The following is a 19,737-nucleotide window of genomic DNA, read 5'->3' on the forward strand; positions in this document are numbered from 1 at the left end:
CCGTGCATCGCAAGTCGGAGGAGGGCGCCATGGCGGAGCCATGGCAACCGACGACAACGCGGCGAGGCGCGGCACCAGACCCCGCGAGCCCGGCATGATCCAAACGAGAGGCCCTAGGACTTCCGGGCCGGCCCGGCGAGTGGGAGGCGGCCGTCCGTGTCGGTCCGGCACCCGGTGCGGCACGGGGTGGCAGCCCTGTGCGTGCCGGCCGCACCGCGTCCAGGAGGGGCCGTGCCCGGTCGGCCGGGGCGGCCCGGCCCCCAGCGCCGACTCGTGCCCGCCGGTCCGGCGGGATGCGCCTCCCGGTGTCGGTGGGGACGGGGTGCGGCCGGGCCGGCTGCCTTCGGCGCCCGACGGAGGGGCGGGCGCTCAGTGCGGGGCCGAGACCGAGGTGTCGATCGAGGTCAGGGTGATGACGAGACCGCTGGTGAGGACCATGCCCGCCAGGACGCGGGCTCGGGCGCAGGCGCGGTTGCGGCCCGACAGGGTGATGCCGCCGGCGGCGTCCGTGTCGTCGGCCGGACGGGCGGGCAGGTCGGCGGGAACGGAGGAGTCATTGCGGCGCAGCTCGGCCATGGTGAGAAACCTCGTGTCTGTGAGGGCGGGTGCGGGGAAGGTGAGCGAGGCGGCGTCGGGAGGTCCGCCCGGTGACTCTCAGCGTGCGAAGGCCAGTCCGGTACAGCGCAGTTCGGTGATCGGCGCGGTCGGGACGGGGACGCCGGTGCGGAGCGGGTCGCGGCCGGTCCCGGCCTGGAGGTTCGTGGCGGCCCGCCGGGCGGGGGCCGGGGGGTTCGCGCTGGGATGAGTCGCCGGTGCGGCTGATTCGGTCACGAGAACAAGGTCACAGATGTGGTGGGGGCCCGCATGGGGAACTGTCCCCCATATTCTCCGGCAGCCCATGTCCGGCGCCCCTGACCGATGGGGGGCCGGGGGCCGCGGAACGCGCGGCGCCGGGCGACGACGGGTCGGACCGTTCCGGCTGACCGGATGAAACGCGCAGGCCGGCGACGTAACTGCGGCTGGAGACGGGGCCGGGTGCGGCGTGGCCGAGGGGTGTACGGGCGGGCGCTCGGACCCGCGGGTATATGGGGGCCTGCCCGACCCGGCGCGCGCGCCACCGTGCACGGTGGGGTCCGGCCCGCCCTCCGGGCGCAGGGGGCCTCCGCGCCGGGGACCGGCGCGTCCGCGAGCGGGCGTCGCCCGTGGCGGGGCCCTCGCCCGCCCCACGCGCGGGTGGTCAGGAAGAACTTGGGTGATCGGCCCGCATCCGCCGTCGCGGCGGCTCCCGCTCTACTGGTGTCCGGCCGGCGGACCGCGGTCGTGGCCCGAGCGAGCGCCCTCGGGCCGATGACGACCGGTGTCCCGCAGCCAACAGGTGCCGTACGACAAGACATACAGGAGTGGACGACATGCGGACCTCTCTGGGTATCGACTCCGTTGCGCGGAGTGTGTACATCGCGATGGTCGACCGGCCCGGCGCGGAGGTGGCCGAGCTGGCCGAGTATCTGAGGGAGACCGAGGAATCGGTCCGGAACGGGCTGGAGCGGCTGTCCGCCCTGCTGCTCGTCGTTCCGGGCGACTCCGCGAGCGGCTGGCGTCCGGTCGATCCGGAGGTCGGGCTGGCCGCGATGCTCGCCCGGCAGCAGGACGAACTGGCCCGCCACCGCCTCCAGGTGGAGGGCAGCCGGCTGGAGGTGACGCGGCTGCTGTCGGAGCGCGGGCGGCGCGGTGGGGAGAGCGTTCCGGACGTCGAGTGGCTGGCCGGCGCGGACGCCGTATGGCGGCACATCACCTCTCTCGCCGAAGAGTGCGCGAACGAATGGCTGACCGTCGGACCGGCCGAGCGGCTGGACGCGGCGGTCCTCGACGCGGGCCGCCCGGTGGACGAGATACTGCGGCGACGCGGCACTCCCGCACGCGCCATCGTGCTGGAAAGCGTCCGCAACGACCCCGGGGCGACGGAGCGCCTGCGCCGGACCGAGGAGTGCGGCGGCACGGTCCGCACCCTGCCGTCGCTGCCGGTGTGGATGATCCTTTCCGACCGGAGGCATGTCGTCGTGCCGGTCATCGGCGGCCGCAGCGTGGTCGGCGCGATGGCGTGCGGCGTCGAGTCGGTCACGGAAGCCTTCGCGACCCTGTTCGCCCGGCTGTGGAAGGAAGCCCTGCCGCTCGCGCAGGCGCGCCCCCGCACCCGCGGCAACCTCTCCCTCCAGGAGCAGCATGTGCTCCAGCTGTGGGCGCAAGGGCTCACGGACGCGGCGGCGGCCCGCAGGATGGACGTCTCACTGCGCACGGTGCGCCGGCTCTCGGAGAAGCTGACCGACCGGTTCGGTGCCCAGAGCCGGTTTCAACTCGGCGCCCTCGCGCTCGCCAGCGGCGGCATCCGCGCCGAGGACGTGGCCTGAACCGTCCCGCACCCGGCGTGAGCGGCGCACCGTGAAGGGGCCGGACCTCGACGACCACGAGGTCCGGCCCCTTCACGGCGTGGCACCGGGCGCCGTCACCCGGTCGGCGAGAACTGCGCCGTGATCGCCGCCATCATCAGGTCGGCGATGCCCTGGGCGAGTCGCGCCGGGGTGGGCGAGTCGAACACGGCCCGCACCGGCACGTCGACCCGCAGCGCTTTGCGCAGCCGAGAGGCGACCTGCGTGGCGAGCAGCGAATGCCCGCCCAGTTGGAAGAAGTCGTCGTGCACGCCGACGCGCTCGATGCCCAGCAGCTCCTGCCACACGACGGTGACGGTCCGCTCGACGGCGTTGCGCGGCGCCGTGTACTCCGTCCCCAGATCCGGCCGCTGGTGGTCCGGCGCCGGCAGGGCCGCCCGGTCCACCTTGCCGTTGGCGGTCAGCGGGAGCCGTTCCAGCGTGAGGAACGCCGCCGGGATCATGTAGTCGGGCAGGAACCGCCCCAGGTGGGCGTGGAGTTCCGCGGTGCTCGGCGTGTCCGCGCCGGTGGCCACGAGATACGCCACGAGCCGCTTGTCGCCGGGCGTGTCCTCGCGGACGATCACACTGACCTCGCCGATGCCGGGATGGGTCAGCAAAGTGGTCTCGATCTCGCCCAGCTCGATTCGGTTGCCGCGGATCTTCACCTGGTTGTCGATCCGCCGCAGGAACTCCAGCTGTCCGTCCGCCCGCCACCGCACCAGGTCCCCGGTGCGGTAGACCCGGGTGCTCACCCCTTCGGCCTCGTACGCGGTGAACCTCTCCTCGGTCAGTTCCGGCCTGCCCCGGTAGTCGCGGGCCACCGGTGCCCCGCCGATGAGGAGTTCGCCGGGCACCCCGACCGGCACCGGCCGGCCGTGCTGGTCCACCACGAACGCCAGGACGTTGGGGATGGGCCGGCCGATCGGCGGGACCGGGTCGCCGGGTTCGACCACCGTCGAGGTGACGATGATCGTGGTCTCGGTGGGGCCGTAATTGTTGATCACGCGGAACGGCAGCCGGGCCTGTGCCGGCATCCGCAGCCGGTCACCGCCGGTCAGCACGTAGTCGAGGGTGCTGTCCGCCGCCCACGGCAGCGCCACCAGGGCCTCCAGCATCGGCGTGGACAGGAACGTGGCGTGCACGCGCTGCTCGCACAGCCAGTCCCGCAGCAGGTGCGGGGTCAGCCTGACGGTCTCGGTGGTGACGCAGCAGGTCGCGCCCCGGGTCAGGCCGAGCCACAGCTCCCACGCCGCCGCGTCGAAGCCGATCCCGGCCAGCAGCGCGATCCGCTGCCCGGGCTCCAGCCCGTACTCCCGCGCCGTCCAGTGCACCAGGTTGACCACGCTGCGGTGTTCGACCTGCACGCCCTTGGGGCGGCCGGTGGATCCGCTGGTGTAGATCAGGTAGGCCAGGTGGTGGGATGCGGTGACCGGCCGGGGGTCGGTGTCCGGCTCGCCGGCCAGCGTCGCGGTGTCCTGGTCGAGCAGCAGCAGCGGTGTGTCCGCGGGCAGCCGGCCGGTGTGCGCGGTGCCGGTGAGGACGACCGGGGTCGCGGTGTCCTGGACCATGTACGCCAGGCGTTCGGCCGGATAGTCCGGGTCCAGCGGCACGTACGGCGCCCCCGCCTTCAGGACGCCGAGTACGGCCGTCACCAGATCCGGGCCGCGCTCCAGGCACACCGCGACCGGCATGTCCGGCCGCACTCCGTACCGGGTGCGCAGGTGGTGGGCGATCCGGTTGGCGCGCGCGTTCAGCTCGCCGTAGGTCAGCGTGCCCCGGGGCCCCTCGATGGCCACCGTGTCCGGCTGCAGCGCCGCCCGCTCCTCGAACAGGCCGTGCAGCGTGGCGGTGTCCGGGAAGGCGGTGGCGGTGTCGTTCCACTCGACCACCGTCCGCCGCCGCTCCTCGGGGGTGAGCAGGCAGAGCCGGGACATCCGTACCGCGGGCTCGTGGGCCACCGTCTCGAGCACGGTGCCCAGGTGGCCGGCCAGCCGGGCGACGGTCTCCCGTTCGAAGAGGTCCGTCCGGTACTCCAGGGCGCCGCGCAGACCGCCGTCCGCGGCCTCGGACATCATCAGGGTGAGGTCGAACTTGGCGTCCGGCAGCGTGACCGTGAACGGCTCCACGTCCAGTCCCGGAAGGCTCCAGCCGTGCTCGTCCGGGGTGTTCTGGAGCACGAACATCGTCTGGAACAGGGGGTTGCGGGACGGGTCGCGGTCGGGGGCGAGTTCCTCCACGAGGCGTTCGAAGGGGAGGTCCTGGTGGTCGTAGGCGCCGAGGGCGGTGTCCTTGACCCGGTCGAGGAGTTCGGTGAAGGCGGGGTCGCCGGAAAGGTCGGTGCGCAGGACGAGGGTGTTGACGAAGAAGCCGATCAGGTCCTCGGTCTCGGCGCGGTTGCGGCCGGCGATCGGGCTGCCGACGGTCACGTCGTCCTGGCGGCCGTACTTGGCCAGCAACACCTGGAAGGCCGCCAGCAGCACCATGTACAGGCTCGCGGAGCCACTCCTGGCCGCCTTCCGCAGCCCGGCGGCCACCGCCGCGCTCACCTCGAACGTCACGGTGTCGCCGCCGGGCCGTCCCGCCGCACGGCGGTGGTCGGTCGGCAGTTCCAGCGGTTCCACACCGGCGAGCCGCTCCCGCCAGTACGCCAGCTGCCTCTCCAGCACCTCGTCGGTGAGCCTCTGTCGCTGCCAGACGGAGAAGTCCGCGTACTGCACGGGCAGTTCCGTGTCCTCCGGCTGGGTGCCGGTCGTCGCCGCGCGATAGCCTTCCCGCAGTTCGCGCGCCATGAGCGGTTCCGACCAGCCGTCGCAGGCGATGTGGTGCACCGTCAGCAGCAGGTGCGCCTCCTCGTCGGCCAGCCGCACCAGGTGCGCGCGCAGCAGCGGTCCCGCCGCCAGGTCGAACGGGCGGGCGGCCTCCGCTCGGGCGAAGTTCCGTGCCGCCTCCCGCCGCTCCTCGGGATCGGCGATGTGCCGCAGGTCGTGGACGGCCGTGCGCACCGGTGCCGGTGGATCGACGACCTGCGCCGGCTCGCCGTTGTCGTCGGCGACGAACCGCGTCCGCAGGATCTCGTGCCGCGCCAGCATGCGGGTCAGCGCCGCGTCGAGGGCAGCGGTGTCCAGCGCACCGTTGACGCGCAGTGCGAAGGGCACGGCGTACTCCGCGCGTCCGGGCTCCAGTTGGTCGAGGAACCACAGCCGCTGCTGGGCGTAGCTCAGCGGCAGCGGCCCGCCGGTCCGGTCGGCCGGCGTGATCCGTCCGGCGCCGGCCGTCCCGTCCGCCGCGGGCTCCGCCACGGCCGCGGCCAGTCCGGCGACGGTGGGTGCCGCGAACAGGGCCCGCACCGGCACCTCCACCCCGAGCGCGTCCCGCAGCCGTGACGTCACCTGGGTGGCGAGCAGGGAGTGGCCGCCGAGCTCGAAGAAGTTGTCGTCCACGCCGGTGACCTCGGTGCCCAGCACCTGGGACCAGGCCGCCGCGATCGCGCGCTCGACCGGGGTACGAGGGGCCGGACCGCCGGCCGTGGACGCGCGGGGCCGCGGCGCGGGCAGCGCCCGCCGGTCCACCTTCCCGTTCGGGGTGAGCGGCAGCCGCTCCAGCGCCACGAACGCGGAGGGCACCATGACGTCGGGCAGTTCGCGGCGCAGCCGCCCGCGCAGGGCCTCGCTCGACAGCGTGCCGCCCGCCGCCGGGACGACGTAGGCGACCAGGCGCCTGTCGCCGGGGGCGTCCTCGCGGACGACGACGGTGGCCGCGGCGACGTCGGGGCCGGCCAGCAGCACCGCCTCGATCTCACCGGGCTCGATGCGGTGTCCGCGCAGCTTCACCTGCTCGTCCAGCCGCCCCAGGAACTCCAGTTGCCCGTCGGCCAGCCAGCGCACCCGGTCCCCGGTGCGGTAGACCCGGCGCGGCGTGCCGTCGACGTGGACGGTCACGAACCGCTCGGCCGTCTGGCCCGCCTGGCCCCGGTACCCGCGCGCGAGTCCGGTCCCGCCGACGAGGAGTTCGCCCGGCACTCCGGTCGGCACCGGCCGGCCGTGCCGGTCCACGACGTACACGAAGGTGCCGGGCACCGGCCGGCCGATCGGTGGTACGGCCGTGCCGGGGACGACTTCGGCCGAGGTCGTCACCACCGTCGACTCGGTCGGTCCGTAGTTGTTGACGACGCGGAAGGGCAGGCGCAGTCCGGCCGGCAGGCGCAGTGCGTCACCACCGGTCAGCACGTACTCGAGGGAGGTCGGCTCCGACCAGTCGAGGGCCGCCAGTGCCTCCAGCATCGGTGTCGAGACGAAGGTGCCCGTGACACGCCGCTCGGTCAGCCAGCGCTGGAGGAGCGCCGGCGTCAGCCGCACGGTGTCGTCGGGTACGCACACGGTGGCACCGGTCGCCAGCGCGGGCCACAGCTCCCAGGCCGCCGCGTCGAACCCGACCCCCGCCAGCAGCGCGACACGCCGTCCCGGGGCCGCGCCGAAGGTGTCGGCCGTCCAGCGGACCAGGCCGGCCAGGCTGCGGTGCTCGATCTCGACGCCCTTGGGCCGGCCGGTGGATCCGCTGGTGTAGATCACGTACGCCAGGTCGCCGGGGGCCGCCGCGGGTTCCGGGTCGTGCGCCGGCAGGTCCGCGAGGGACGGCCAGTCCCGGTCGGTGCGGAACCGGCCCGGTTCCTCGGGCAGCCGTGCGGCCCCGGCGCCGTCGGTGACGACGAGCGCGGCCCGCGCGTCCGCGACCATGTGGGCGAGCCGGTCGGACGGGTGTTCGGGGTCCAGCGGCACGTAGGCGGCGCCGGACTTGAGGACCGCGAGCAGTGCGGTGATCTGCTCGGGGCCGCGCTCCAGGCACACGGCGACCGCGGTACCGGGACCGGCTCCTCGGGAGCGCAGGTGCCGGGCGAGCCGGTTGGCCCGCGCGTTCAGCTCCCGGTAGGTCAGGTCCCCGTCGGCCGAGAGCACCGCCGTGGTGTCCGGCCGCAGGGCGGCGCACTCCTCGACGAGCCGGTGCACCGTCGCCCCGGCGCCGGCTTCGGCCCCGGTGTCCGCGGCGAGCCCCGTCCCGCTCCAGTCGGCCAGCACCCGGCGCCGCTCGGCACCGGCCAGCGCCTCCAGTTCCGACAGCCGGCGCTCCGGTCCGGTGACCGCCGCGCGCAGCAGCGTGGTGAAGTGGCCGGCCAGCCGCTCGGCCGTGTCCGGTGCGAACAGGTCGAGGGCGTAGACCAGGTCGCCGTCGAGCGAGCCGTCGGGCCGCTCGGTGAGGAACAGGGTCAGGTCGAACTTGGCCTCCTCCGCACGGACCGCGAACGGCTCCACCGCCGTTCCGGGCAGGCGCCAGGCGTGGCCGTCCGGGGTGTTCTGGAGCACGAACATCGTCTGGAACAGCGGGGTGCGGGACAGGTCGCGGTCGGGGGCGAGTTCCTCCACGAGGCGTTCGAAGGGCAGGTCCTGGTGGTCGTAGGCGCCCAGGGCGGTGTCCTTGACCCGGTCCAGGAGTTCGGTGAAGGCGGGGTCGCCGGAGAGGTCGGTGCGCAGGACGAGGGTGTTGACGAAGAAACCGATCAGGTCCTCGGTCTCGGCGCGGTTGCGGCCGGCGATCGGGCTGCCGACCGCGATGTCCTCCTGGCCGCTGTACTTCGCCATCAGCAGCTGGAACACCGCCAGCAGGGACATGAACAGGCTCGCCCCCTGCCCCGCCGCCAGCCGCCGGGCCGCTCCGGCCACGTCGGCGGGCACCGAGAAGGAGACCGTGCCGCCCCGGCCCGACCGCTCGGCCGGCCGCCGGTGGTCGGCCGGCAGTTCCAGCGGCCGCACTCCGGCGAGCCGCTCCCGCCAGTACGCGGACTGCCCCGCCAGCGCCGGACCGTCCAGCGCCTGGCGCTGCCAGCTCGCGAAGTCCGCGTACTGCAGGCCGAGGGGGGCCAGGGTGTCCGGCCGGCCGGCCACCGCCGCGCCGTACAGCTCGCCCAGCTCCCGCGCCAGGATGCCTTCCGACCAGCCGTCGGAGACGATGTGGTGCACCGCGAGCAGCAGCAGCCACTCCGCGTCGGCCACCCGGACCGCCACCGCGCGCAGCAGCGGCCCGGCCGCCAGGTCGAACGGCCGTCCCGCCGCCTCGCGCAGGATCTCCCGCGCGGCGGCGGCCCCGAGCCGGCGGGCGTCGTGGACGTCCACGGCCACCTCCCGGACGGCGTCGACGACCTGGAACGGGCGTCCCGTGCCGTCCGCGACGAACCGGGTCCGCAGGATCTCGTGCCGGGAGATCAGCGCCGTCAGCGCGGCGCCGAACGCCTCCGGCGCGAAGTCCCCCTCCAGCCGCAGTCCCACCGGGATCGCGTACTCGGCCCGGCCCGGCGCCAACTGGTCCAGGAACCAGAGGCGTTGCTGCGCGAAGGACAGCGGCAGGGGTCCCGCCGACCGGTCCGCGCGCGGGATCGCGGCGGACGTGCCCGGCCCCAGCGTGTCCACGGCAGCCGCCAGCAGCGCCGGCGTCGGCGCGTCGAACAGCGTGCGGTGCGGCACGTCCACGCCGAGGTCCCGGCGCAGCCGGGAGGCGACCCGGGCGGCCAGCAGGGAGTGCCCGCCCAGTTCGAAGAAGTCGTCGTCCGCGCCGACCGCGTCGACGCCCAGCAGCTCGGTCCAGATGCCGGCGATCGCCCGCTCCGTGGGCGTGCGCGGCGCGGTGAACGCGGCGGAGACGTCGGGGCGGTGGCTCTCGGGTGCGGGCAGGGCCCGCCGGTCCACCTTGCCGTTCGGGGTGAGCGGCAGCCGCTCCAGTACGACGTACCGGGCGGGCACCATGTGCGCGGGCAGCTCCCGCGCCAGGGCCGCGCGCAGCCCGGCCACGGCCACGGCCGCGCCGCCGGCCGGCACCAGGTAGGCCACCAGCCGTTTGTCACCGGGGACGTCCTCGCGGACCACGACCGTGGCCGCCGCGACGTCCGGCCGGGACAGCAGGGCGTTCTCGATCTCTCCGAGTTCCACCCGGTGTCCGCGCAGCTTGACCTGGTCGTCCATGCGGCCCAGGTAGACCAGGCGCCCGTCCGGCAGCCACTTCACCAGGTCGCCGGTGCGGTACACGCGGGCCTCGGGATCGGCCGAGAAGGGGTGCGGCACGAACCGCCGTGCCGTCAGCTCCGGCCGGCCCAGGTAGCCGAGGGCCACGTTGACGCCGCCGATGAGCAGCTCACCGGGGACTCCGACCGGCTGGACCTCACCGTGCGCCCCGACCACGTACACCTCGGTGTTGTCGATCGCCCGGCCCATCGGGACGTGGTCCGCCGCCGGGTCCACCGTCACGGACCGGCTGACCACGTTGCCGACGGTCGCCTCGGTCGGCCCGTACTCGTTGACGATCGCCGTGTCCCCGCCGCCCAGGGCCAGCACCCGGTGTGCCAGCGCCGGTGTCAGGTCCTCGCCGCCGGCGACCACCGTGACGATGCCGTGCCGGACGCCGTCCTGCTCCAGCCGGGCGGTCAGCAGTTCCAGGTGCGAGGGCGTCGCCTTCAGAAAGCTGATCGGGACCCCGGTCGCGACGATGTCCACGGCCGCGTCGAACACCGAGCGGCCCGGTTCCGGCCGCGGCACGACCAGGCACAGCCCCTGCACCAGCGGCAGGAACAGCGCGGTCACCGTCAGGTCGAACGCCGCCGACGAGCACAGCAGCGAACCTATCCGCGCGCCGGGTGCCGGAGGGTAGTTCCGGTCGCACCAGTGCAGGTAGTTGACGACGCCACGGTGCGCGACCCGCACCCCCTTGGGGCGACCCGTGGAACCCGAGGTGTAGATGACGTACGCCACGTCGTCGGGGCCCGCGGCGACGGCCGGGGCGGTGCCGGTGCCGGCCGGCCACTCCCGGTCGGCCAGCAGCAGCGCGGTGCCCGGCGCGAACAGGTCCGCGTGCGCGGACTGCGTCACCACCACCGGGGCGTCGCTGTCCTCGACCATGTACCGGAGCCGCTCGGACGGGTAGGCCGGGTCCAACGGCACGTAGGCGGCACCGGACTTGAGCACGCCGAGCAGCGCGCACACCAGGTCCGGGCCGTGGTCCAGGCACACCGCGACCAGCGCGCCGGGGCCGACGCCCCGCTCCGCCAGGTACCGTGCCAGCCCCTCGGCCCGCTCGTCCAGCTCCCGGTAGGTCAGCTGCCGGCCGCCGTGCTCCAGGGCCACCGCACCGGGCTGGAGAGCGGCCCGCTCCTCCACCAGCCGGTGCACGGTGGCGGTGTCCGGGAACGCGGACCGCGGCCCGTTCCACTCGATGAGGATCCGGTGCCGCTCCGGCTCCGTCAGCATCTCCAGCGCGCTGAGCGGCTCCCCGGGAGTGTCGCCGGCGGAGCACGCGAGTGTCGCGAAGTGCCCCGCCATCCGCTCCGCCGTGGCCCGCTCGAACAGATCGGTCCGGTAGCCGAGGACACCGCTCAGCCCGCCACCGTCCGCGACGACCTCCAGGGTGACGTGCGCGGCCCGCGGGAACACGGCGGCCTCCCGGACCGCCGTGCGCCACGCGAACCACGCCATCGCGTCCGCCGGCGCCGCGAGCGGCACCGGCCCCCGGCCGGTGGCGTCCGCCAGGCCCCGCGCGACCTGCGCCACGGCCTCGGTGAACGTCGGGTCGCCGGCTGCGCCCCGCACCACGATCGCCGCGTCCGGGGCGTCCGCCGGCACCGCCACCGGGACGTCGCCCCGGCCGGCGTACCGGCTCAGCAGCGTGTGGAACACCGTCAGCAGGACCGCGGGCAGCTCCACGCCGCCGTCGCCGGCCAGCGCGGCCAGCGCGTCGGCGGTCCGGGCGGGCACGTCGAACAGGACGCGGTCCACGGGGCCCGGGCCGTCTTCCGACGGCCGGCGGTCCGACGGCAGTTCCAGCGGTTCCAGGCCCGCCGACTCGTGCCGCCACTCCCCCAGCTGGTGATCAGCCACCGTTCACTCCCCATCGTCAGGACATCGGTACAAGCGGTTCACGGGCGGCACGTCGTACGACGCGCGGTGAGGGGTGGGGCGGGGCACCTCCGAGCAGGCCGGGAGCCGCGCCGCCGGCAAGACCACGACCCCGGCAGAACGTCCGCGAGAAGCACGCTAGGGCGCGCGGGCGGGCGCCCCCAGTGGGCACAAATGACTCCCCGCGGGGTGGTCACAACTGCCCAGTGCCGCCCGCGATCACCGCTGGCCACCATGGACGGCGTCACTAGTGGACAGCCCGGACGCCCCGACCGAGGGCGCCTTCACGGGCACCCGGCCCGATCGCAGCGGTCGCGGCCCCATCACGGTGTCGAGAGGAAAAGCCGGTGTACCCGCATCACCAGCCCCCGGACAGCCCGCGCCACGCGGTCCTGACCACCATCGCCTCGGACTCACACACCTGGAACCTGCTCTTCCTGCAACTGCTGCTCGAGGAACAGGGCTTGGAGGTCACCAATCTCGGCGCGTGCGTCCCGGTCGACGTCCTGGTCGAGGAGGCCACGGCCCGCACGCCCGACCTCATCGTCGTCAGCACGGTCAACGGACACGGCGCCGAAGAGGCACCGGGCCTGGCCCGGGCGGTGCGCGCCGTGCCCGCACTGGCCGAGGTGCCGCTCGTCGTCGGAGGGAAGCTGGACACCTCGGGCACCACCGCCCCGGACGTCCACGCCTCGCTCCTCGACGCCGGCTTCGACGCCGTCCTGACCGGCGCGAACGCCGTCTCCGGCCTGCTCGCCCTGCTGGACGCCCTGCCCGAGCACCGGCACGGAAGGTCCCACGCCGATGCCGTCCGCTGAAGCCTCCCCCGCCGCCGGCGCCTTCCACCGTTTCATGGCCGACGCCGCCCGCACGGGCACCCTCGTCGTGCAGCCCCGTATGGGCTTCGCCGACCCCGCCCGGATGCGTTCGGGCCTGATCGCCACCCGGGCCGCCGACGCCACCACCGTCGGCACCCTCACCCTGGACAGCTTCACCCGCGTCGGCGACTACGCCGCCGCCGCCCGCGCCGTCGCCCAGGGCCACCACCTCAACGGCTATCCGCTGGTCAGCATGGACCGCGAGACCACCACCGGTCTCCTCGACGGCGTCCACGGACCCGCCTTCCCCGTGCAGGTGCGGCACGGCTCCGCACGGCCCGGCCGGATCGTCGAAGCCCTCATCGCCGCCGGGCTCGACGCCACCGAGGGCGGTCCCGTCTCCTACTGCCTGCCCTACGGCCGCACCCCGCTGGCCACCTCGGTCCGTGCCTGGGCCGAAGCGTGCCGCAGCCTCGCCGCCCTGCGTGAGACCGGCACCGAACCGCACCTGGAGACCTTCGGCGGCTGCATGCTGGGCCAGCTGTGCCCGCCTTCCCTGCTCGTCGCCCTCTCCGTCCTGGAAGCCGCGTTCTTCCGCCGGCACGGCCTGCGCAGCGTCTCCCTCAGCTACGCCCAGCAGATCAGCCCCGAACAGGACGAGGAGGCCGTCCACGCACTGCGCGCCCTGGCCGCCGAGCACCTCCCGGACACCTCCTGGCACGTGGTCGTCTACGCGTACATGGGTGTCTACCCGGAGACCCGGGCCGGTGCGCTGCGGCTGGTCGCGGACGCCGCCCGGCTCGCCGTGCGCACCGGGGCCACCCGTCTCATCGTCAAGACTCCGGCGGAGTCGGCCCGCATCCCCTCCGTCGAGGAGAACGTCACCGCGCTGGAGACCGCCGCAGCCGCCGCCCGCACCGCGCGGCCGGCCCCTCCGCCGCCGTCCACCGGCGTCGAGGCGGAGGCCCGCTCCCTCGTCGAGGCCGTCCTGCACCTGCACGACGATCCCGGCCAGGCCCTGATCCGTGCCTTCGCGCACGGCTACCTCGACGTCCCCTTCTGCCTGCACCCCGACAACGCGGGGCGCACCCGCAGCTTCATCTCCGACCGCGGCCGGCTGGAGTGGTCCCGCACCGGATCGCTCCCGCTCGGCCGGCCCACCGCCGCAACGCCGTCCCGGCGGCTGACCTCGTCCGGACTGCTGCACGCGCTCAACCACGTCAAGAACCGCTACGACGCCCCCGCCGCCCTCCTCGGCAGGGCGAGCTGACCCGAGCGGCCGCCGCCCCGGACCCCCTCCGCGACCGGTGGCCGGTCACTCCCACCCGGTATCGACAGGACAGGACACGACGAACATGACTCTCCAGATGGATCTCCCGCCGGCGCCCGAGGCCCTCGCGCTGCCCTCGCCGCTGGAGCACCTGCGCGACCCGCGTACCCGCGCGGCCCTGCGCGTCCAGCAGGCACTCGTGGCCGGTGCCCGCGCCTTCCTGCGCTCCGACGGCGCCGTGGAGATGGCCCACCCGGTCATCGGCCCCGTCACCGACCCGGGCTCGCGCGGCGCCAAGCAGGTCGACGTCGACTACTACGGCCACCGCTACAAGCTGATGACCAGCGCGATCCTCTACAAGCAGGCATCGCTGCTGGCCTTCGACCGCATCTTCCTCGTCGCCCCCAACGTCCGCCTCGAACCCATCGAGACCAGCAGCACCCACCGCCATCTCGCCGAGTTCCGGCAGATCGACGTCGAGTACGCGGGCGCCACCCGCGACGACGCCATGGCCGTCGCCGAGCAGCTGGTCCGCCACGCCGTCACCACCGCCGTCGACGAGTGCGGCGACGACCTCGCCGTCCTCGGCCGCGACCCCGACGCCCTGCGCCGCTACGTGGCCCGGCCGTTCGCCCGCGTCCCGCACGGCGAGGTCGTCGACGGCCTGCGCCGTGACGGCTATCCGCAGGCCGCCGGCACCGAGATCGAGTGGGAGGCCGAGGAGCGCATCTCCCGCCAGGCGGACGCCCCGTTCTTCATCGTCGGCTACCCCAAGGGCTCCCGCGGCTTCTACGACAAGGAGAGCCCCGCCGAGCCCGGCACCCTGCTCAACTTCGACCTCATCGCCCCCGAGGGCTGCGGCGAACTCTGCAGCGGCAGTGAACGCGAATACGACTACGCCGCCCTGGTCACCCGGATGCGTGAGACCGGCGAGAACCCCTCCAAGTACGCCTGGTACCTCGACGTCGCCCGGCACGGCATCCCCAGCAGCGCAGGCTTCGGCATCGGCCTGGAGCGCCTGACCCGCTGGGTCACCGGCCTGGACTCCGCCTGGCGGACCACCGCCTTCCCGAAGATCGCGGGGGTCGTGTCGCCGTGAACGAGCTGACCGCACCCGGCCTGCCCGAGGACACCGTCCGCGCCCGGGCCCGCGACGGCGCCGCCGCCGTCTTCCCGCCCCTGGGCAGCTACGGCACCGCCGTCTTCGGCGCCGCCCCCGAGCCCGCCGGCGACGAGATCGACGCGCTGCGCCTGGTCCCGCCCGTCTTCATGCCGGGCCGCCTCGCCGCACTCATCGACCTCGGCCGCGAACCCCTCTACTCGGACGTCCGCCTGGACACCGACCTCGGCGGCTTCACCGCCCCGCTGCCGGTCTACCTGTCGGCGCTCGGCTCCACCCGCGTCGCCGGCACCAGCCTCGCTCTCAGCCGCCAGGCCGGACGCCTCGGCATCCCCATGGTCATCGGCGAGAACGTCGCCCCCATGAACGGCTTCCGCTCCAGCGGCGACGACCACCGCAAGGGCCTGCTGGAACGCATCCAGGCGTACTGCGAGGAACTCCCCGACGGTGTCGGCGGCATCTGCGTCCAGCAGAGCACCGAGGACGCCGACTCCGAGGTATGGAACCACGTCTACAGCGACCCCGCCGTCACCGGCCTCCTCGCCTCCGGCCGCCTCGGCTTCGAACTCAAGGTCGGCCAGGGCGCCAAGCCCGGCCTCGGCGGCCTCACCATGATCAGCGAAGCGGTCGCGTCCGACCTCGCCGGGCAGTACGCGGTGGAACGGCTCGGCCCCGGCGCCTCGTCGATCCTGCGCTGTGCGAGCCCCGGCACCTTCACCGACGAGATCTTCCGCCGGCAGATCCAGCTCATGCGCAACAACTACCCGCGCGCCCGCTGCTGGGTGAAGCTCTTCCCGGGCCGCGACGTCGGCCATGCCGCCACCGTCGCCTGGGACGCCGGCGCGCACGCCGTCGCCGTCGACGGCGCCGAGGGCGGCACCGGCTGGGCCCCTGTCGGCTTCCTCGGCCACGTCGGACTGCCCCTCGCCGAATGCCTGCGCCGTGTCGACCCCGCCGGCCGCACCCTCCTCGCCAGCGGACGCGTCTGGGACGGCATCCGCGCCGTGAAGCTGCTCGCCCTCGGCGCCCGCGCGGTCGGTCTCGGCCGCGCCGCCCTGATCGCCGCCGACGAGGACCCCGAGCACGGACTCGAGCGCCTGCTGGACGCCATGGCGCTGGAACTGCGCATGGCCGTCAGCGCGCTGGGCCGCTACGCGGCGGAGGAGACCGGCCCCGAAGACCTGTGGGAGCCCCGGTCATGATCTACGAGCACGCCTATGAGCTGGTCACCGACGACTTCTTCGTCCTGCTGCCCCGGATGGTGCCCGGCTCGGACGTCTTCCTGAAGATCGAGGGCCTCAACCCGGCCGGTTCCGTCAAACTGAAGACCGCGCTGAGCCTCATCGAGGACGCCGAGCACCGCGGCGTCCTCACGCCCGGCGCCCGTGTGATCGAGTCCTCCTCCGGCAACCTCGGCATCGCCCTCAGCTCCATCTGCGCCACCAAGGGGTACCGCTTCACCTGCGTCGTCGACCCGAACACCAACGCCACCAGCATCGATCACATGCGCGCCCTGGGCGCCGAGGTGGTCGTCGTCGACACCGTCGACGCCAACGGCGGATTCCTCCAGTCACGCATCGCCCACATCCGCCGCCACATCGAAGCGGACCCGACCGTGGTCTGGCTCAACCAGTACGCCAACCCGGCCAACCCGCGCGCCCATTACGAGCAGACCGCGCGCACCCTGCTGAAGGAGGTCCAGCACCTCGACTACCTGTTCATCGGCGTCGGCTCCACGGGCACCTTCGTCGGCTGCGCGCAGTACCTGCGCGAATTCTCGCCCCACACCCGGATCGTCGCCGTCGACGCCCTCGGCTCCGTCATCCTCGGCGCCGCTCCCGGTCCGCGACGCATCCCCGGACTGGGCGCCAGCCGCGTCCCCGAACTGTTCGAACCCGGCCTCGCCGACGACGTCGTACTGGTCGCCGAGGAGGACGCCGTGCGCGAGTGCCGACTGCTCGCCCGCACCCACGGCCTGCTCACCGGCGGCTCCACCGGCTCGGTCCTGGCCGCCGTCCGCCGCCGGGCCGACACCCTCCCGGCCGGCTCCCGCATCGCCGCGATCTCCCCCGACCTCGGCGAGCGCTACCTCGGCACGGTCTACAACGACGACTGGGTCGAGCGGAACTTCGGCGCCCTGACGTGATCCCGCCCGCGCCACCTGCCCTCGAAAGGCAATCACCGATGTCGACCTTCCACGTGATCGACGGCTCCGTCGCCCAGGATGTCATCGGCTCCGCGCCGTCGGACGTCCTGGACCTCGTGCGGGAGACCTACCTCCAGCACAGCCGCGGGGCCACCGTCAACCCCAACAGCCACTTCCTGCGCTTTCCGCACGATCCCGGTGCCCGCATCATCGCCCTGCCCGCCCACCTCGGCGGTGACACACCGGTCTCCGGCCTGAAGTGGATCGCCAGCTACCCGCAGAACGTACGCCAGAACCTGCCGCGTGCCTCCGCCGTCCTCCTGCTGAACGACGCCGAGACCGGCTACCCGTTCGCCTGCCTGGAGGCGTCCGGCATCAGCGCCGCCCGCACCGCGGCGTCCGCCGCGCTCGCCGTGGAGACTCTCGCCGACGGCGACACCCCGAAAACGGTCCTCTTCGTCGGCGCCGGCATCATCGGCCGGACCGTCTCCGACTTCCTCGCGGCCCGCGGCACCAAAGTCCGCGAATGCCTGGTCCACGACCACGTCGACGCGTACGCCCAGACCTTCGCCGCCTATGCCGCCGACACCCACGGCTGGCAGACCCGCACCGTGTCACAGATCGACGCGGCCCTGGCCACCGCCGACCTGGTCGTCCTCGCCACCACCGCGCCGGCGCCCTGGCTCGCGGACGGGCAGACCCTCCTGCCGGGCCAGCTCATCCTGAACCTGTCCCTGCGCGACATCCACCCCACCGTCATGATCAAGTGTCACAACGTCCTGGACGACATCGACCACTGCCTCACCGCACAGACCTCGCCCCATCTGACGGAGACGGAGTACGGCACGCGCGACTTCATCGACGGCACGCTGGCCGACGTGCTGCGCGGCGACGTGACCCTCGGCCACGACCGTCCCACCGTGTTCTCTCCGTTCGGCCTCGGCGTCCTCGACCTGGCCGTCGGCTACCACATCTACCGGACCGCCGTGCGCACCGGCCGGGCCACCGAGATACCGGGCTTCTTCCCCGAGCTGAAGCGCTGGTGAAGCCGGGCGGCACCGGCCGCTGCCCCCGACGCCCCGGTCTCGTGCTCCCACCGAACACAAGGTGGGAGCACGAGACCGGGGCGTCGCCGCGTGCGCCGGAGGGCGAGGGGAGAAGAAAGGCCCGGGGGCGCAGGACGGGGGGGCCGGGGGGCTAGGGGACGGGGGGAGGCCGGGGGGACGGGGGGTGGAGAGAGCGCGGGGCTGCGACGTCACCGGCCGCGGAGTCCGAGATGGTCCAGGGCCGTGAGTCCCGAGGCTCCGAAGTCCCCCGGCTGCGAAGCCCCGCCGCCCCGGCCGACAGCACAGGCCCGATCCCCGCGGCGGCCTTCCGGGCCCGGGTGCACGGCGCGCACCGCGACCTGGCCGATCCGGGCGAGACCCGGTGACGCCGAGTGAAGCAGGGGGCGCCGGGCGGGGAGGGGCCGAGCCAGACGGCGCGCTCCCGGGGCCGCGGCCCCACCACTCAGGGACGACGCCCGGCCGATGAACAGCACGAGGGGCCCGCCACGTTCGTGGCGGGCCCCTCGTCGGCTGTGGGCTCCGGTAACGGCGAAGTCTGCCGGTCAGGCCGGCAGCAGCTCCCGTTGCCGGTCGGGGGCGGCCGCAGGCACGGCTTCCCGCAGCGTGGCGACCACCAGGTCCAGCTGTTCGTCGCCCCTGACCATCTCCATGTGGCGACCCGGCATCGCCCGCTGGGCCAGACCCGCCGGGTACAGCCCGCGCCAGTGGGCGATGTACCGGGCTTCCGGCACCTCGTCGCCACTGCCGTCACGCACCGTGTCGCTGACGAACAGCGTCGCCCTGGCCATCGAGCGTCCGGGCCGGTAGGCGGCGAGCGAGCGCACCTCGGCCTCCAGCACCGCATAGGGCAGCCACTCGTCGAGCGTGACCAGATTCTCGTCCAGGTTCATCTCCGGTGCCAGGCGCCGCAACTCCCGCTCCGTGGCGCTCCGTTCGGCGCCGTGCTCGTCCTGGCCACGGCGCCACAACGCGTTCACCCGGCGGTACACCTCGGCGTGCCGCTGGAAGCGGTCCCGCTGGTCGTCACCGGTCACCGCCGGCTCCAGCAGGAACAGACCGGCCACCTCCTCCGGGGCTCCCGCGCCCATCGCGTGCGCGATCACGGCGCCCGTCGACCATCCGAGGATCGTGCACGGGCCCACGGGCTGCACCCTGCGGATCTCTCGCCAGTACCGCTCCGCGATCGACTCGATTCCGACGAGCGGCGCCTCGTCCGCGTTCAGCCCCGGAGCCTGGACGCCGTACACGGTGTACGTGCCCGCCAGGCTCCGTGCGAGCGCCCGGTACGGGTGGGTGCTGCCGCCACCCGGGTGTACGCAGAACAGTACGGGCAGCTCGGGATCGGCCACGGACGAAAGGAGCACCACAAGCCCGGACGACGCCGGTTGCGGGACGTCCAGCGCGGCCGCCAGCTGGGCCACCGTCGGGTGCCGAACGATCTGCTGGAGGGCGACGCCCAGACCGGCCCCCCGCAGCCGGGACACCACCCGCACCGAGCTGATCGACTGTCCGCCCAGTTCGAAGAAGTTGTCGTGGATGCCGACGGTGTCGACGCCGAGGACGTCGGACCACACGCCGGCGATGGTCTCCTCGGTCGAGTTCCGGGGTGCGGTGTAGGTGGTGGCGAGTTCGGGTCGGTGGTGGTCGGGTGCGGGCAGGGCCTTGGTGTCGACCTTTCCGTTGGGGGTGAGGGGGAGCCGGCCCAGGGTGACGTAGAGACTGGGGACCATGTAGTCGGGCAGTTGTTGCTGCAGGTGGGTGCGCAGGTCGGCGGCCGTGGGATGGTGTCCCGGGGTGGGGACGACGTAGGCGACGAGCTGCTTGTTGCCGGGCGTGTCCTCGCGCGTGGTCACCGCGCTGGTGTCGATGTGCGGGTGGGAGATCAGGGCGTTCTCGATCTCACCGAGCTCGATGCGGTAGCCACGCAGCTTGACCTGGTTGTCGATCCGGCCGATGAACT

General features: G+C 73.9%; 11 protein-coding genes. 7 read left to right on the top strand and 4 right to left on the bottom strand.

Translation table 11 applies throughout. The features are described from left to right. Positions 1-369: 369 nt before the first annotated feature. Together ACZ7KF_RS38060 and ACZ7KF_RS38065 are read right to left on the bottom strand one after the other, a co-directional pair. Positions 370-576, bottom strand: coding sequence for a hypothetical protein (locus tag ACZ7KF_RS38060; RefSeq protein ID WP_471086056.1), 207 nt, complete (start codon positions 574-576; stop codon positions 370-372). Between the two features lie 78 nt (positions 577-654). Continuing rightward, on the bottom strand, positions 655-831 hold the full coding sequence (locus tag ACZ7KF_RS38065; RefSeq protein ID WP_471086059.1) for a hypothetical protein: 177 nt from the start codon (positions 829-831) through the stop codon (positions 655-657). 578 nt (positions 832-1,409) lie between these two features. Here ACZ7KF_RS38065 and ACZ7KF_RS38070 point away from each other — a divergent pair. After that, the gene (locus tag ACZ7KF_RS38070) at positions 1,410-2,405 is read left to right on the top strand and encodes a LuxR C-terminal-related transcriptional regulator (RefSeq protein WP_471086062.1); all 996 of its coding nucleotides are present in this window, start codon (positions 1,410-1,412) and stop codon (positions 2,403-2,405) included. Between the two features lie 95 nt (positions 2,406-2,500). Here ACZ7KF_RS38070 and ACZ7KF_RS38075 read toward each other — a convergent pair whose 3' ends face one another. Then, positions 2,501-11,338 (bottom strand): non-ribosomal peptide synthetase, encoded by an 8,838-nt coding sequence (locus ACZ7KF_RS38075; RefSeq protein ID WP_471086065.1) that lies wholly within the window; start codon positions 11,336-11,338, stop codon positions 2,501-2,503. A gap of 365 nt (positions 11,339-11,703) precedes the next feature. On the opposite strand from ACZ7KF_RS38075, the gene ACZ7KF_RS38080 reads away from it, so the two are divergent. The 6 genes from ACZ7KF_RS38080 to sbnB all read left to right on the top strand — a co-directional run bounded on the left by ACZ7KF_RS38080 (position 11,704) and on the right by sbnB (position 17,756). Beyond that, on the top strand, positions 11,704-12,174 hold the full coding sequence (locus ACZ7KF_RS38080) for a cobalamin B12-binding domain-containing protein (RefSeq protein ID WP_471086067.1): 471 nt from the start codon (positions 11,704-11,706) through the stop codon (positions 12,172-12,174). After that, positions 12,161-13,444 (top strand): methylaspartate mutase, encoded by a 1,284-nt coding sequence (locus ACZ7KF_RS38085; protein ID WP_471086069.1) that lies wholly within the window; start codon positions 12,161-12,163, stop codon positions 13,442-13,444. Before ACZ7KF_RS38080 ends, ACZ7KF_RS38085 begins: the two co-directional genes overlap by 14 nt. Positions 13,445-13,529: 85 nt before the next feature. Beyond that, entirely contained in the window at positions 13,530-14,543 is a 1,014-nt protein-coding gene (locus tag ACZ7KF_RS38090; protein ID WP_471086072.1) for an asparagine synthetase A, read from the top strand. Beyond that, entirely contained in the window at positions 14,540-15,766 is a 1,227-nt protein-coding gene (locus ACZ7KF_RS38095; protein WP_471086075.1) for a glutamate synthase-related protein, read from the top strand. The genes ACZ7KF_RS38090 and ACZ7KF_RS38095 overlap by 4 nt, the downstream gene beginning before the upstream one ends. Continuing rightward, positions 15,763-16,710 (top strand): 2,3-diaminopropionate biosynthesis protein SbnA, encoded by a 948-nt coding sequence (sbnA, locus tag ACZ7KF_RS38100; protein WP_471086079.1) that lies wholly within the window; start codon positions 15,763-15,765, stop codon positions 16,708-16,710. Before ACZ7KF_RS38095 ends, sbnA begins: the two co-directional genes overlap by 4 nt. Positions 16,711-16,748: 38 nt before the next feature. Beyond that, positions 16,749-17,756 (top strand): 2,3-diaminopropionate biosynthesis protein SbnB, encoded by a 1,008-nt coding sequence (gene sbnB / locus ACZ7KF_RS38105; protein ID WP_471086081.1) that lies wholly within the window; start codon positions 16,749-16,751, stop codon positions 17,754-17,756. Positions 17,757-18,319: 563 nt separating this feature from the next. Here sbnB and ACZ7KF_RS38110 read toward each other — a convergent pair. Continuing rightward, positions 18,320-19,737 (bottom strand): alpha/beta fold hydrolase (locus ACZ7KF_RS38110; protein ID WP_471086084.1); only part of this gene is annotated, 1,418 nt, incomplete at its 5' end.

It is taken from the genome of Streptomyces sp. NPDC038200, assembly GCF_055600785.1.